The organism is Bacteroides sp. 4_1_36 (genome assembly GCF_003466325.1).
Taxonomy (GTDB): Bacteria; Bacteroidota; Bacteroidia; order Bacteroidales; family Bacteroidaceae; genus Bacteroides; species Bacteroides uniformis.
Genome location: NZ_QSOX01000004.1, coordinates 244032 through 259186, shown reverse-complemented (window position 1 = coordinate 259186; position 15155 = coordinate 244032). Strand labels below are relative to the sequence as shown.

Genomic DNA, 15155 nt, shown 5'->3' with positions numbered 1-15155 from the left:
TCCTTTGCGCCAAGTCTTACAAAAGAGACGAGTACGCGAATGGAAAAAACAATCCTTACTTTCAACGACCTCCCCGAGGTTGTCGCTCAGCTTCGAGACGAAGTGATGAGCCTTAGAAGCCTGCTCACCGAGCAGCGCAGTGTGAACAACGCCAAGACGGTGGACACCCACGTGCCCATGTCAGTGGACGAGGCAGCGGAATATCTGGGCATCCCCAAGGGTACACTCTACATGAAACTGTCGGAAGGGACAATCCCAGCCACCAAGCCCGGCAAACGCTATTGCCTTTACCGTGACGAACTGGACAAGTGGCTGGAAACTGCCCGGAAGAATCCCGTGCCGTTGTCCGATGAGGAACTGAACAAGTCCTTGTCCTCTTCCCACCGTCGCAAGCCTAACCCACGTAACTGGTGAATGATATGGAAGAGGATAAGAACTATATTAACCTGATACGTGGCGACCTCACGAAAGCATCCCAAGCGCAGAACGGTATGCCCGACAGTGTAGGCATGATGAATATCAAGACGGCAAACCAAACCATTCTTGAAGCATCGTTGCAGCCTACACCCCGTGCGCTGTGGGATTGCTTTTGGTACGAGGGGGAACTCTCCTGCCTGTTTGCCGATTCCAACGTGGGCAAGTCCATCCTTGCAGTGCAGATAGCCGACAGCATCGCCCGAACCGACAATGTCCTGTACCTTGATTTTGAGCTGTCGGAAAAGCAGTTCCAGCTCCGCTATACCAACGAGCATGGAGAACTCTACACCTTTCCCGACAAGCTCTATCGGGTGTCTATTGACTGCAACCTGCTTTTGGATGCCGACTTTGAGGGAGCTATCATAGGCGGCATAGAGCAGATGGCAGTGCAGACCGACTGCAAGATTTTCATCATTGACAATCTTACCTACTTGTGTTGTGCTATGGAGAAAGGCGATGCCGCAGGACGGCTGATGATTCAGCTGAACAATCTCAAAAAGAGATATGCGCTCTCCATCCTTGTCCTGGCACATACACCCAAACGCTCTTTGGATTGTCCCATCACGTCCAACGATCTTGCCGGGAGCAAGCGGTTATACAATTTCTTTGACAGCGTGTTTGCCATCGGCAAGAGTGCGCAAGACAGCGGACTTCGCTATGTGAAACAGTTGAAAGTGCGCTATGGCACATACTCATACGATGCGGACAATGTCATCATCTATGAGATCGAGAAGGTGGATACCTTCTTGCAGTTCGTGCAGAGGGGTTACTCAACGGAAAAGGAACATCTGAAGAAGTTGGGCGATAACGAATCAAGCCAACGGGATAGCCAAATCCTACAACTCTCCCAATCGGGCAAGTCCGTCAGGGAGATTGCCTCACAGGTAAATTGCGGTAAATCCACCGTCAGTCGGATAATCCAGCGCAGCAAAGAGAGTAAAAATGCAGGTGTCCCAAGTGTCCCACTGTCCCAACCCTTAGAGAGTGGGACAATGGGACAGGATGGGACAGCCGAAAATCAACCGTCAAAAACAGATTAAGCTATGGGCAATTATTCGTTACAAAAGTACAAAGGGATGGGAACCCGGCATACTTGTCCCCAATGCGGTGACAGGCATTCTTTCGTCTATTACGTGGACAAGAACAATGTGCCGTTGCATCCATCGGTCGGCAGGTGCAACCATGAAAGCGGTTGTGGGTATCACTACACTCCGAAAGAGTATTTCCAAGACCATCCCGAACACAGCACAGCCAATGGCTTCTCTTTTGACAGGCAAAGAGTGGAGCAGACGAAAGAAAAGCAACATAGCCAGCCAGTAGCTATCGGTTGCATTCTCCCTCACTATGTGGAGAAATCCCAAAGCGTGAGCAGTAATTTCTTCCGCTTCCTCTCCACGCTCCTTACTTCCTATTATGGCAGCAGGACGAAAGAGGTGTTGAAGCGGTTGTTGGAGGAATACCGTTTGGGGGCTACCCGTGACGGCTCTGTTATCTTTTGGCAGATAGACAAGACGGGCAGGGTACGCACAGGAAAGGTGATGCAGTACAATCCCGAAGACGGACACCGTATCAAGGGAGAGCAGACATCGGCAGTGAACTGGATACACAGCATACTGAAAAAGCAGCGTGTGTTGGCAGAGGATTGGCAACTCTCCCAATGCCTTTTTGGGGAACACCTGTTGAAAAACCATCCCGACAAGGTGGTGGTCTTGGTGGAATCCGAGAAAAGTGCCGTTATCGGCTCTGCCATCTTCCCCGATTATGTATGGCTGGCAACAGGCGGCAAGAGCCAGATGAGAGAGGAAAAGCTCCGTGTACTGACAGGAAGGACCATTCTTCTTTTTCCCGATGCGGACGGATATGCCGAGTGGAAACAACGAGCCGAAAGCATGACCTTTTGCAAGGCGATGGTGTCTGACATCATAGAGAAGAACGCCACCCCAAAACAGAAAGAAGCCCATATCGACATAGCCGATTGGATCATCTTTCAGATACGGGAGGGCAAGCTCATGAATACCGCCAACCATTTGGTCGAGGCTGAGAAAATCCTCCAGCGGATGATAGAGAAGACCCCCGTCCTGCAAAAACTGATAGACGATTTAGACCTTGTGCTGGTCGGTGCGTCCTCAATCGGCAGTGGTGACGGAAACCCTCCCTGATGGAGGAAAGTGGAAGCCGTAGGCTGGGGTAACTGAAAGAAGTGCTTGCACTCTTATAGCCCACTATAACTACACGCTTCGCTTCCGTAGTTGTGGGCTCTCCCGAGGGGATTAGGACTTTGCCCTAATAACCCACAAGGCTTTGCCCTTGACCCACTCAGGGCGTTCACCCCTGAGAACCCCGAGCAAAGAGTGACCCTCTCTTTGCAATCTCCGCTTATGGGTTACGCCCCTAAGAACCCTGTGCGGTTATGAGCGGAACAAATGAATTTAGTCAAACAACCCGAATCAAATTTTAAGAGAATGGCAACAAAATCAAGCATACATATCAAGTCCTGCAATGTAAAATCAAGTGGGGCTCATAACCGAAGAACTGCCGAGTATATGCGTAACATCGGCGAGTCCAAAATCTACATCGTTCCCGAACTCTCTGCCGACAACGAGCAGTGGATAAATCCCGGCTTCGGCAACCCTGACCTGCAAGCGCACTACGACTACATAAAGCAGATGGTCAAGGAAAAGACTGGTCGTGCCATGCAGGAGAAAGAGCGTGAGCGCAAAGGCAAGAACGGCAAAATCATCAAAGTTGCAGGATGCTCACCCATCCGTGAGGGTGTCCTGCTCATCAGACCGGACACCACACTGGCAGATGTGCGCAAGTTTGGTGAGGAATGCCAACAGCGTTGGGGCATCACTCCGCTTCAAATCCTCCTGCACAAGGACGAGGGGCATTGGCTGGGCGGACAGCCCGAAGCTGAGGACAAGGAGAGTTTCCAAATCAATGGCAAGTGGTTCAAACCGAATTACCATGCACACATCGTATTTGATTGGATGAATCACGACACAGGCAAGAGCCGAAAACTCAATGACGAGGATATGACAGAGATGCAGACCTTGGCAGCCGATTTGCTCTCCATGAAGCGTGGAAAATCCAAAGCCGAAACAGGCAAGGAGCATTTGGAGCGCAACGACTTCATCATCGAAAAGCAGAAAGAGGAGATGAACCGTCTTAATGCCACAAGGCTATACTGTGAGCATCAGTTGGAGATGGCGAATCAAAAGGTACAGGAGGCGGAAAGTGTTACCAACGCACTCATAGAACAAGCCCATCAAAAACAGCAACAGAGTGAAGACCTTGACAGGGCTATCAGCGAGAAACGCTCCAAACTCAACAAGGAGAAAGGGAGCGAGCTTCTGAGTGCTGCTGTCGGTTGGGCTACGGGTAAGTCTAAAGCCCTGAAAGGAAAAATCGAGGATTTGCGTGATGAGATTTCCACGCACGAGGAAACCATCGAGCGGTTGCAGGGTAAAATACAGACCATGCAGAGCGACCATCAACGAGAACTGATGAAGCTGGAGGGTAAGCACCAATCCGAATTGAACCGTAAGGAGGCAGAGCATGCCCAAGAGACAACAAGGCTCAAAAATCGGATAGCATGGCAGAATCATCTTATCGGTTGTCTCAGCTTCCTACTACTCAAAACAAGCGATATTTTCCGCAAGGCGGTAAACGGCATCATCCGTTTGGCAAAGGATTATTACAAGCCTCGTTTTGCTTCGGAGCAGGTATCGGACATCAAGGATGCGCTTAACCTGTTCGGAGACGACAGACAATCACACCGAGCAGCCGGAGATTTCCTGTATCTCACAGCCAAGCAAAAGGGCGATTTGGATAGTCGGGAGCAAATCAAAGCCAAACGGGAAGTAGAAAATGTGGTGGATGGGCATTACGACTACCAGCAAAAGAGAGGCTTCTCGGTGAGAAGATAATTCTCAACACACAATAGCCTGATGTGATGAATAGTATGAATGTACACAATTCATCACATCAGGTCATTGTTTTCTAGAACATACACAAATCACCTTTGATTATTTTTCCATTTTCTATCTTCACTCGATAAAATGCAATACTACCATTTTGATTAAGTCTAACTGCTCCGTCAACAATAGTAGCTTCTACAATGCAACCAGTTTCTCTTATTTTATTGAACTTTCCCGTTATATATGAGATATATCTTTCATAATCAAGAGACTCAAATACCCATTGGGAATCATAAATAAAAGACTTGTCTAAGTGTTTTATTATTAGTTGAGGATTTAACGTGTTCCAAGCTGTTTGAATATCTTGGTGGATTTGTATTGAGACTGGATCTTTCATTATGTCTTATTTTTGTTGTTTTTAATTGTTACAAGTACTATTTGCTTATAAAGAAGAGCATTAGCATAGTAACCCAGACAATCACGCTACATATAATGACATACATGAATTTTTTGTGAATTTTATCTATTTGTGAAGAAACTTTCCCATTTATATTCTCTACAGCATCGTTAATCTTCGAAATTAAAGAATTACACGATGTAGTGATTTCTTTACAATCTCTTTGGAACGAATCCGTGTTTTTTTCATAATCTGCTCCGATAGCGGTTATAAGCGCATGCAAATTGTTTTCTATGGAAGAAAGATTCTTTACATAATTTGCAGTTACAGCTTTGATTCCTTCGTATGAATTAACAGTACTTTCAACCTGCTTTCGAGCTGATTCTACATTCCGAAGATTAGCTTCCAATTCTGACAAAGTCTTGTTTATTTTTTCGTCTATCATATTACTTGTATTTAGATACGATGTTTTTTAAACTATTCAAATGTCTCTTCAATTGAATATAAGTGGACAATTTTTGAAGATAATCCTTTCTATGTTCATCTATTGCCGCATGACTTATAAGTAAGTCTGCATACTCATCTAGAACTTTTAGGTTATTTTTTGAAGTATAGTAATCAATGACTTCTTCGTAATCATTGCAGATTTCTTCTTCTAACATCTCATTATCTTGTTGTCCAAGAAATAATGTACAAAAAATGTTTAGCAGATTGAGAACAGGGTTCATCTCTGCTGCTGCTCTACGAATAAGTCGAACTGCACCTTGCAAGTGCTTAACGTTGTCTTTCTGAGCATCATTATTAACGATGTCCGCATCAACAACTCGCATATATTTCTTGACCAGTTCAAAACTTGTTGTTTCACTTTCTAAGTGAAAATCAGTATTGGTGTCATCTTTGAGAGAAAATGGCATTTCTTGCTTCACACTTGCATCATAAGTGACAAATCCCTCTCTTGCATATTTAGAGTTGAAGTAGTAATATATAAAATCTTTTAAATCTTCATTCGTTTCTTTCCAATCCTTGTTCGATGTAATTGCCATATTGCAGAATTGCTCCATATCCAAGATACCTCTGGCTCTTTTGTCCGCAATACTTCTATATATAAATGATGTAAGATGTTTGAGGCAGGCCATAATGACACCCTCAGTTTGTGCCATCAGTTTGACATCCTCAATCATTGACTCAACTCTATCTTCTGAATAGTATTTTCGATAATAGAAACTGAGATATTCATAATAACGTGAATCATCTTGACAAATCGTTGTGATGCGAAATTGTTTCTTTGCATAATCCTCTGTGAAATCGTCTATCAGTCCAATAATGCACATACGATAGATAGCCTTTTGTATAGCATCTTTGTAATTAGTCGAACCGAAATCACGTATATAACCAAATCCACGTTCATTTTTTAGATATTTTGCTTTTGGAGTATTGAATAATGGCATCTGCTTTTCTGCCAACCGTTCATTATACCTGTCAAGGATATAATCATCTTCAATATAAGAAACATAATAGGTAAGAGTAGTCCCTTTAGGATATCTATTGATAAATTGAAGTATTCCCGTACTTTTCCCGAAAATAGTTTCGTTTATACCTGCTATTTCTTCATTGCTTATTTGCAAAGGCAACCCATTCATCAGCAACTCCATTACATACAATTCGAAATCTTCTCCAAGGAAATTGCTATCATAGAAGAATTTATTGTTAGTGTAGTCTGCTGAATATTCTTTCCATTCATTCGTCCGAGCATTTCTGTCCCAGAATTTTTTAGGCGAATACATTATGGTAGCCAATGCCATTTTCTTGTCTCTTCCAGCACGTCCTGCTTCCTGTACAAAAGACTCCAAAGAGCCCGGATAATTCAAATGAAATGTAAGACGTACATTTGACTTATCTATACCCATACCAAAAGCTTTTGTTGCCACCATCAACTGTGTATTGCCATGCAAGAATTCTTCTTGACACAGCGTATCATCGCCCCCCTTATAAGTGGAGAAGCCACTGATATTACATGTTTTTAGTTTTTTGGCAACAGAAGGAACACTTAAATTGCTTTTCTCAGAGGCACGCAAACAGAACACGATACCAGCCATATCTGTATGACTTACACTATACCAATCTTTATCAATATGTGTATAGAGATCAACAGAATTAACGCTGGATATAATATCTTTGTCTGAAATGTTTTCTCTATCTAAAAAGTGTATTTTTATATCATTGACATTTTCATCAGTCTGTATCTCTTGTATCTTTTCTGTTGCATCATTGATTGCATCAATGAGACATTCCTCTTTAATGTCACCAACCTCCCATACTTTCTTTGCATTTGAGGTGTCAACTGGAAAAATATTGTATTGCAATTCCAATCTATTGGTGTTCTCATATCTGACAGTAGCATCCTCCTCCAATGAATACGAATTTCTGCCAGAAAGTTCGCGCTCTACATCTGCTAACACATCGAATGAGGCAGTTGCTGTTAGGCCAAAAAGGGAAATGTGATTATCTGTGCCTTCAACCTCTTTTGGCAGGACATAGTTGTACAGATTACGTCCTAAATGAAGATACGCCAATCGGAAATCATGACCCCATTCGGAGACACAATGCACTTCATCAATTACACCATACGAGAAATAAATTCCTGATTCTCTCATAGAACGCAGTACTTCTCTGAAACGATGAATGCTGAGACGTTCAGGAGATAGGAACATGATTTGTATCTGAGAACCAGTAAGTTCTTGCTCACGCTTGTATGCTTCTTCCTTGTTGGATGTAATATCACTATTGATATATGAAATACAATCAATTCCTGCGTTAATCAGTCCATCGTACTGGTCTTTCATTAAACCTTTCAATGGGTCAACAACTAATGTTACACCAGGTTGAAGCATTGCTGCCAACTGATAAGTCAGCGATTTACCTCCACCCGTTGGCAATAAACCAATCACGCTCTTCAAGCCTAAAGCCCTATTGAGTATAGGTAACTGCCCAGGGCGAAAATCTTCTTTTCGGAAAATAAGTCTCAGGAAATATCTAAGACAGGACGCTATTGTTTCGTTTACAATATACTTTCCACTTGATTCCTTTTCTACGAATGATTTATATTTAATACGTTCTGTTGTATAAAGTATGCGTGGCTCATAAACTGATTTAGAAGAGCGAACAATAAAATAGCAATCGTTCTTAGCCTTGTATTTCGAGAATACTATATGTTCAAAATCGGCATACTTGTTTACAGATACATCGATGACAATGTCAAAAATATCATCTGTTTTGACAGAAGAAGCCTTTACGATATTTATGTGTGGCAACAACATGTTGTTGTAGCCATCTGTCATTGCAATGACGTTATTGTACATTTCAACTAAATCTTTGACTGCTATATCGGTAATGTCTGTACCATCTTCTATAGTTAAGACATTCCATTCCGCAGATTGGATGTCAAGTCGCCCTGTTATCATTGCTTCAACAATAGTCTTTTGTATTTGAGCTATTGCTTTTAATGATGTTTCCCTTTCCATTTTATCTCGGTGTGAAAGATCCGAAGTAATGTATTCACTTGCATATGTTGGGACACCTCTTGATATGAGATTGCTGACAAGTGCTAAGATGGGATTTAATCCTTTGTGGATAGTCATATCAAATGGAGCCATAATTTCAAAAGCCCCATCTTTTATGCTTCTTTTCTTTTGTTCTGGCATTGTCTCCGCATAACAAGCGAATAATTGTATGGGAGCAAAACATTTGTATTTGTGAAGAACACTTTCTGCAGAATCCAGCGAGAATGCGAAACTCTTGATTAGGCATCCATAATCTCTGCCGTTTGGATGTTTACCGAATTTCGTTTCTCGATAATCCGCAAATACTTGTATGTCATTGTCTTTAAAATAGTTCTTAAAGGCATTTATTCTACTTTCGTTAAGATTGGCAGGGCCGATACACAGTACAATATGCTTTACACCAGAAGATGTAATCAATTTGGAAACACCTTTAAGACTTACAGATTCAATATCAAGTACATTGGAGAATATATGAATGGCACAAGGTTGTTCTATAGTAATACTTTGAATAGTATTTTCAGTACTATAGTCTGATGGAAGATATTCGGAATATTGTTCAACAATTACATTAGAATCGGTACCAAGTGCGTGCTTTACGTGTTGCACAGCCCTTGCTCGTGCAACCTCTGATGGTTCTTCTAGGGTTATCTTCTTTAGGCAAGACAGCAATCCCTCTTTTCTTAAGTTTTCTATAACGGCCATCGAACCTATACCTTGCCCACACCCCCAATCAAAGAGTTCTATTCCGTTACGCAATTCCTGATAAGGGAAATTTCCTTTTTCTTTTGCCCCGTCCAATGCAAAATAAAGTTTTTTACGATGCATCCTACCATAAGCCGCAAGATAAGCAGAACACAGCTCTTCCGTCTCAAGTATGGCAGTCCCATGTTCCAAAGTTCTACCTTCGGCATCGCTATATGCCCATGGCATAGAGCGAAAGCGTTGAGGTATATCGGTTTCTGCTGTATGAATTATGTTGTCTATTGTGAGAGGAGCATATTCCCCAATCTTGTCTTGATACATATTATCTTCCGGTTATTGTATCATTGTCTTTATTTAACTGATGTCGCTTCCAATTTTGCACTGCCACTTCCTTGCTTGCATTGGCATAACAATATTCGCATAAATGTGGACATGTGTTGTATTCTCCTATATCTTTGCTTTTCATACAGCCGCAGGCCGTGCGCTGTCCTTTGTCCTTGTTGTTTTTCTGAATCACTGCATATTGATTATTATCCAGAAGGATTGCATCCACAGGCATTTCCAAAGGCTCTGATTCTGCAAACAAATCAAGTTGTTGCTTGGGCTTTATGATTTCGGCTCCTAGGAAATCCATCAATTCCTTAGATTTATAACCAAAGCGCACCATCAATCGGTCGTCCACGCAGTGATTGTGCTCTACACCATCCAAATCAGCAGACTCTCCACAGGTTGCGAGAACGTAGTTCCAGCCTTTAGTCATGTTCAGACAAACGAGTTTCTCGGCAAACTCTATCATTTGCTCTTTTGTCCAATCGACATAGTGGATATGATTGCGTTCAAGATTTGCCTTAACCTTGCGGTACGACAAGATATCTGCAAAGCTGAAAACAAGTTTCTCGGTAAAGCCACGAAGCTGGTCGCCAATATATTCTATCTTCCGCAAAAGCTTGTCCATGTCTATCTTATCAGTAAGAATCAGAGGGTCGAAGCGCCAAACTACTGCGCCCTTGCCAAGTTCGTTTACAAGCAATTTGAATGTCTCGATACGCTTTTCAAGTTTTGGCACGCCCAACTCCAATCCCTCCTCTTCGTAATCATTAAGGGTGTATTGGATATAGCAACCAATCCCTCTTTCCCTTAAATAGCCAAGGTGATTAAGCAGTGGCCGAGGATTTTTCGACCAAAAGACGATAAAACGAGTATCCTCGTAAGCGACATAGCTTTTTTTTCCATTGAATGGGTTAGTCCATGCCGAATAGCCTTTTTTCAGTCGTCCCAAAAACCAATCGGCATAGAATGCAGGTATATCCGTGCTTCGGCTTACAGAAATAACAATCGGGAAGGTTGCTTTGGCAATCTCCTCGTTGTCCAATTTGATTGTTCTGTCTTCTTGTTTTTTTGTCATAGCTAGAAATCAAGACACTCTTCTTCATAAACCTTTTCACGAAGATACGAGAGCACTTTTGAATGGTTAGTTTCACCTTGGGCTTTTATGGAGTCTGGGGTCTCATGACCACCAAAAAAGTCGTTGCTAATCTTCATCTCCAAATCGTTTAGCATTTCAGCAAAGTCAGGAAGATTCTTGAAAACAGGCGATAGTGTCAAATCCTTGTACAGCATTTTTAGAGCTGCATCCCTAGATTCAAACTGAGAGAATCCCATAAAATCAAAGGCGGCATTTGTACCTATGGCGGCAGAAACGGTATATTGGAATGCTTCACGATCTATCGTCATAGATAGAATACGGTTTTTAATCGTGTTCAAGCTATTGGGATTAATCTCTATTTCCTCGCTAAGCATTAAATATGATAGACTGATGATTTGCTGTCGGTCGTCAATGTCCCTTATTGTCCCATACGATAAGAATACCAGTAAGCCATTGCCTGCCTCTCTCTTGTTATGAATCTTTTTTATACATGCAGGATCTGCTTGCATTGCTCTCCACGCTTTATATAAAGGATGGTACACACTATCACCATCCTTCCCCATTTTAATTTGCGTAAAGGCTTCTTCTACATATTTTTCTGCAATTGATTTTTCTTGACTAGCGGAAGCTGGCGAATTTGTGCTCGCAGATTCTTTTCTGTACTCCAAATCCACGCCACGATCATACATGTGCAGCACGCATTTGCAGACATTGCTATTTTTATAGTAAATGGTGAGGCCATAATCGCTGTAGTCAATCTCTTGCCACCCAAATGGAGTTTGTGCTTCTATTGGGAAACCTCGAAATTCTGCCATTTCGTTTGTTTTCCGAATAAGTTTCATTGGCTTGTCAGACATATTAGGTTTGCCCAAGTCGTCATTATATATTTTTACAATATAGCCAACACCAGCCTCAAGCCGATACCCAGGGCATCCATTCGTATTATTGATTACACTGACAGTTCGTCCACATTGCTGAAGCCCTTGAACGGGGATGTTTGATTCGTAACGTTGATGACAATCGGACTTGAACGTAAAAGGATAAAATGAGTTTCTGTTCTCAATTTCAACCTTACGTTGTTCTTCTTTTTTTCGATTCTCTTCCAAACGTCTTTCACGTTCTCGGACAATACGTTCCTGTTCCAGTTTTTGCAAATGAGCATTTTCTTCCTCTCGTCTGCGCATTTGTTCTTCTTTTTCTCGTTTCTTCTTGAAATAACCAAATGGCCACATAATTGTTATTTTTATAGTTATTGAAAACGAGAAGCGTGGTACTGCCAATAACCACGTCTTTAAGTGCAGGCCCTGAGAAAACCTTAATCAACAGATATGGTTAAGCAGCCCACGCTATAACGTGGGAACTGCCATGCCAATTCTTGTTGATTTCGTGTTTTAGTTTCTCAGGCTTCGCACTTACAAGAGTAGCATAACGCTCCTTTATTTCAAATGTCTGGAAATGGTTACCCAAATCCGACTACAAAAGTACTCAAATTATCTGAGATTCACGGTAGTCAAAGAAAAAAGTTCGCATATATTTCGCAACATTCTTGTGGATTTAAAAATAAAGCATTACCTTTGCAGTAACAAATCCCGCCCGCTTCCCGTAAGATTAGCGTACCCAGCGGGACATTTTTATTTATGGGAGTCAGATATACAAACCAAGCCATAACCACAGAGCAGCAAATTGATATTCTCAGGGAGAGAGGCTTGCTCATTGATAATGTTGAACAAGCGATTGAAATCCTAGACAACATCAGTTACTTTCGTCTTGCTGGTTATTGGCGACATTTTGAAGCAAATCGCATTACGCACCAATTTAGAGTAGGTAGCCACTTTGCGGACATCATAGACCTTTATTCTTTTGATAAGGAACTTAGAGCATTGTTGTTTACTGCAATCCAAATGATAGAAGTTTCTGTGCGCACTAAAATAATCAAGCATTTCGCGTTGGAGTTTGGAGCATTTTGGTTTATGGACGAAAGTTATGCGACCAATAGAACTCGTTTTGATGCAAACTTGTCCGTAATCCGTAAGGAGGTTTCTCGCTCTCACGATGATTTTATCACTGAGCATTTCCGTAAATATAGTGAACCTGACTTGCCTCCTGTGTGGAAAACATTGGAAGTCATCTCAATGGGTACACTATCAAAACTCTATTCTAATTTCTCGAATGCTACCGCAAAACATGCTGTGGCGAGAGAGTTCGGCTTAAATCACCACAAATTTCTGAGAAGCTGGTTAGAGTGCCTTGCCGTACTTCGCAACTGCTGCGCCCATCATTCAAGACTATCAAACCGAGTGTTCCCTGTAAAGCCTATGATGCCGGAACGTATGCCTCATACTTGGATTACTGACTTCTCGTTTCGAGAGCAAGTCTTATATCCTCAACTTTGTTATGTTGTATATTGGCTAAACTCTGTTGCTCCTTATAATACCTTCGTTCCCGACTTTAAACAACTATTGGCAAAGCATCCATCTGTCAAGACTCAATTATTAGGCTTTCCTCATAACTGGGAGCAAGAACCTTTATGGCGATGAATCTTTACTCCACATATAGCCGTTTATCCCCTTATGTCGGATGCAAAGGTAGCTAGCCTCATTGAATATGGAAAGGTCAAGCCGTAAACCGTTTGGCGTAGTTTCTTCCTCCTTCGGAGAGTAAACAGCCCCAAAACCTTTCCCCATTCATCGGCTTGGCTTAATCCTGCATCCGGCAACGGAGACAAACGACTGACGAAATAGTAGAAAAATCAACTCAAACAAGAGTTTTTTGATTTGAGAGCCTATTATTTTATTTCAGAGAGGATATTATTTAGTAGGAATAAATTGGGCAAGCGGAAGACTGCACTCCCTCCAAAATAATAGATTCCTCTTTTCCATTCCCTCGCCTCCTTTTGCGTAGTTGAGTTATTGACACATCGCTGTGCAACACGTAACTGAATCTACAAATGATAATGGAGTGGGCGAATATCCAACAAAATATCGTACCTTTGTAGAGGCTTAGGAGTAAGCCAAAATAGAAGTGGAATAACAGAAAGCAAATTGCACCGAAAAGAGAAGAAAACGCCCAATTTAGCACTCCAGCCAAGTTAAGAAACAATAAAAGCGTTAAATCTTCACCCTTTAGAATGTACAGTTAAAGTTTACGACCATATTTCTGACTTATTACTCACAAACTATTGAGCAATAACTGGTTGCAAATACGTATTATGTATTTGTTTATATAATGATAAACGTTGTTGTTCATTTTCATTCTGTATTTGCTGCAAACGAAGTTTTTCTTTTCTTATATTCTCTAAACGAGATAACCCATTGAATATCGGTAAAGATACGCATATTCCAATATACCTATTCATATTATTATTTAATTGTTCTCGATAGGAGATAATATCACCAGATTCATTTTTTGCCGTATTATAATATCCAGTATTTAAATTAAATTCCAGACGAATTGAAGGGTAAAAAACTCTTTTTGCCATAGACCATAGTTTACGAGAAGCTTTTTCTTTCATATTCATAATATGATATTCTGGAAGAGTTAATTCGGAAATGGAATATAGTTCATTTAAGTTTAAAAGACTGTCAGTTATATCCATCCTACTCTCTGTGATGACAATAGACAATGTATCAGTTTCTTTAATGTTCATAAGTTCTTTCAGAGTTAATAGAGAAAGATTGCAATTATTAGATTTCACCGTTTCTTGATAAACATCGGATTGTAAGCGCGCTTTTACTTCTTGTAAGTCGGAAAGGGAACGTATTCCTAAATCAACATATTCTATCATCTGCCTGCAATAATATTCACTTAGTTTCCGTTGTTCAACTGCAAGTTTGTGCATTTCTTTATCGAAAGAATAACGATAAAATGCTTCTAAAACTTCAAAAGCCAAATTATTTTCTTCCACTTTACTTGACAACACATTAATTTTTTTGTTCATTTTATAAAACAACAATTTATCAATACGCGAAAAGCCTTCAAATACTGGAAGAGAAATATTTAGCCCGATTGTATTTTCTAAAAAAGACTCAGAAGTATATTGGTTGGTTAATGGATCTATGGAATGTCCAAATTGCTTTCCCAATACACTGACAGTACTAATTGAAGGTAAAAAATTACCATAAGCAGCTATAATATCTGTATTGGCAATTTTAGTATCCAATTTCTTATTTTGTATCCGTAAATTATGCTCAATTGCATATCGCATACATTCAGATTCGGTCCATTCGGATTGCGCATTACTAATTTCAGGCAAAGCGAAATAACAAATCGATAAAAAAATCAATAAACATTGCCTAATAGATGTTTCAAAACTCATATCGGTTACTTTGTATTATTCTATTTGCATTATATGATACAAATTGCGTGCCATTAATTTAATACATTGATAATTAAGTATTTATAAAATTAAAACAAAATTAAACGTCCAATTTGTTGACGTATAAACGTCTATCTTTTTGACACTAAAATGATGTATGTACATATCGCTCTTATCTTAAACTCCACAAATCCCAGAAAACTTACATTTTGATTGAATTTCAGTTAAAAACTTATATTTATTATAGGATTTTTGATTTAGTCTTTTCTCAAGAAACAATTCTTGTACACAAAGAATAATTCCACTTGTGTTATTTTAGTTATCCTTCCACCAAAACATCATTATAATTATAAAAATT

Annotated in this window: 11 protein-coding genes; 5 read left to right on the top strand and 6 right to left on the bottom strand. The window is 40.8% G+C overall.

Annotated elements, in window-relative coordinates:
- The first annotated feature begins 39 nt into the window (after nucleotides 1–39).
- From DXD65_RS06780 to DXD65_RS06765, 4 genes are all read left to right on the top strand, one after another.
- Entirely contained in the window at nucleotides 40–414 is a 375-nt protein-coding gene (locus DXD65_RS06780) for an excisionase family DNA-binding protein (RefSeq protein WP_117887464.1), read from the top strand.
- 5 nt (nucleotides 415–419) lie between these two features.
- A complete protein-coding gene (locus tag DXD65_RS06775) occupies nucleotides 420–1517 on the top strand; it encodes an AAA family ATPase (protein ID WP_117887463.1) in 1098 nt (365 codons plus the stop codon).
- Between the two features lie 3 nt (nucleotides 1518–1520).
- The gene (locus DXD65_RS06770) at nucleotides 1521–2636 is read left to right on the top strand and encodes a DUF6371 domain-containing protein (RefSeq protein ID WP_117887462.1); all 1116 of its coding nucleotides are present in this window, start codon (nucleotides 1521–1523) and stop codon (nucleotides 2634–2636) included.
- A 303-nt stretch (nucleotides 2637–2939) separates the two neighbouring features.
- Nucleotides 2940–4406 (top strand): mobilization protein, encoded by a 1467-nt coding sequence (locus tag DXD65_RS06765; RefSeq protein WP_199670711.1) that lies wholly within the window; start codon nucleotides 2940–2942, stop codon nucleotides 4404–4406.
- A gap of 73 nt (nucleotides 4407–4479) precedes the next feature.
- Here the strand turns inward: DXD65_RS06765 and DXD65_RS06760 are convergent, their stop codons facing one another.
- The 5 genes from DXD65_RS06760 to DXD65_RS21215 are packed head-to-tail and all read right to left on the bottom strand — an operon-like array spanning nucleotide 4480 to nucleotide 11714.
- Entirely contained in the window at nucleotides 4480–4794 is a 315-nt protein-coding gene (locus DXD65_RS06760) for a hypothetical protein (RefSeq protein ID WP_117887460.1), read from the bottom strand.
- Between the two features lie 37 nt (nucleotides 4795–4831).
- Nucleotides 4832–5239, bottom strand: a complete 408-nt coding sequence (locus DXD65_RS06755; protein ID WP_117878881.1) for a hypothetical protein — start codon at nucleotides 5237–5239, stop codon at nucleotides 4832–4834.
- A gap of 1 nt (nucleotide 5240) precedes the next feature.
- Nucleotides 5241–9377 carry a DEAD/DEAH box helicase gene (locus DXD65_RS06750; RefSeq protein ID WP_117887459.1) on the bottom strand — a complete coding sequence of 1379 codons (4137 nt, stop codon included), beginning with the start codon at nucleotides 9375–9377 and terminating at the stop codon, nucleotides 5241–5243.
- A gap of 1 nt (nucleotide 9378) precedes the next feature.
- Nucleotides 9379–10461, bottom strand: coding sequence for a DUF1848 domain-containing protein (locus DXD65_RS06745; protein ID WP_117878885.1), 1083 nt, complete (start codon nucleotides 10459–10461; stop codon nucleotides 9379–9381).
- 2 nt (nucleotides 10462–10463) lie between these two features.
- A complete protein-coding gene (locus DXD65_RS21215) occupies nucleotides 10464–11714 on the bottom strand; it encodes a hypothetical protein (protein ID WP_233556122.1) in 1251 nt (416 codons plus the stop codon).
- Between the two features lie 405 nt (nucleotides 11715–12119).
- On the opposite strand from DXD65_RS21215, the gene DXD65_RS06735 reads away from it, so the two are divergent.
- Nucleotides 12120–13019, top strand: coding sequence for an Abi family protein (locus DXD65_RS06735; protein WP_117878887.1), 900 nt, complete (start codon nucleotides 12120–12122; stop codon nucleotides 13017–13019).
- Nucleotides 13020–13657: 638 nt separating this feature from the next.
- Here DXD65_RS06735 and DXD65_RS06730 read toward each other — a convergent pair.
- On the bottom strand, nucleotides 13658–14797 hold the full coding sequence (locus DXD65_RS06730; protein ID WP_117887458.1) for a TolC family protein: 1140 nt from the start codon (nucleotides 14795–14797) through the stop codon (nucleotides 13658–13660).
- Between the last annotated feature and the right edge of the window lie 358 nt (nucleotides 14798–15155).

What these genes read in the sequence shown, in the direction of transcription:
- DXD65_RS06780 (WP_117887464.1), top strand. Translation starts at nt 40, where the DNA reads ATGGAAAAAACAATCCTTACTTTCAACGACCTCCCCGAGGTTGTCGCT.
- DXD65_RS06775 (WP_117887463.1), top strand. Translation starts at nt 420, where the DNA reads ATGGAAGAGGATAAGAACTATATTAACCTGATACGTGGCGACCTCACG.
- DXD65_RS06770 (WP_117887462.1), top strand. Translation starts at nt 1,521, where the DNA reads ATGGGCAATTATTCGTTACAAAAGTACAAAGGGATGGGAACCCGGCAT.
- DXD65_RS06765 (WP_199670711.1), top strand. Translation starts at nt 2,940, where the DNA reads ATGGCAACAAAATCAAGCATACATATCAAGTCCTGCAATGTAAAATCA.
- DXD65_RS06760 (WP_117887460.1), bottom strand. Translation starts at nt 4,794, where the DNA reads ATGAAAGATCCAGTCTCAATACAAATCCACCAAGATATTCAAACAGCT.
- DXD65_RS06755 (WP_117878881.1), bottom strand. Translation starts at nt 5,239, where the DNA reads ATGATAGACGAAAAAATAAACAAGACTTTGTCAGAATTGGAAGCTAAT.
- DXD65_RS06750 (WP_117887459.1), bottom strand. Translation starts at nt 9,377, where the DNA reads ATGTATCAAGACAAGATTGGGGAATATGCTCCTCTCACAATAGACAAC.
- DXD65_RS06745 (WP_117878885.1), bottom strand. Translation starts at nt 10,461, where the DNA reads ATGACAAAAAAACAAGAAGACAGAACAATCAAATTGGACAACGAGGAG.
- DXD65_RS21215 (WP_233556122.1), bottom strand. Translation starts at nt 11,714, where the DNA reads ATGTGGCCATTTGGTTATTTCAAGAAGAAACGAGAAAAAGAAGAACAA.
- DXD65_RS06735 (WP_117878887.1), top strand. Translation starts at nt 12,120, where the DNA reads ATGGGAGTCAGATATACAAACCAAGCCATAACCACAGAGCAGCAAATT.
- DXD65_RS06730 (WP_117887458.1), bottom strand. Translation starts at nt 14,797, where the DNA reads ATGAGTTTTGAAACATCTATTAGGCAATGTTTATTGATTTTTTTATCG.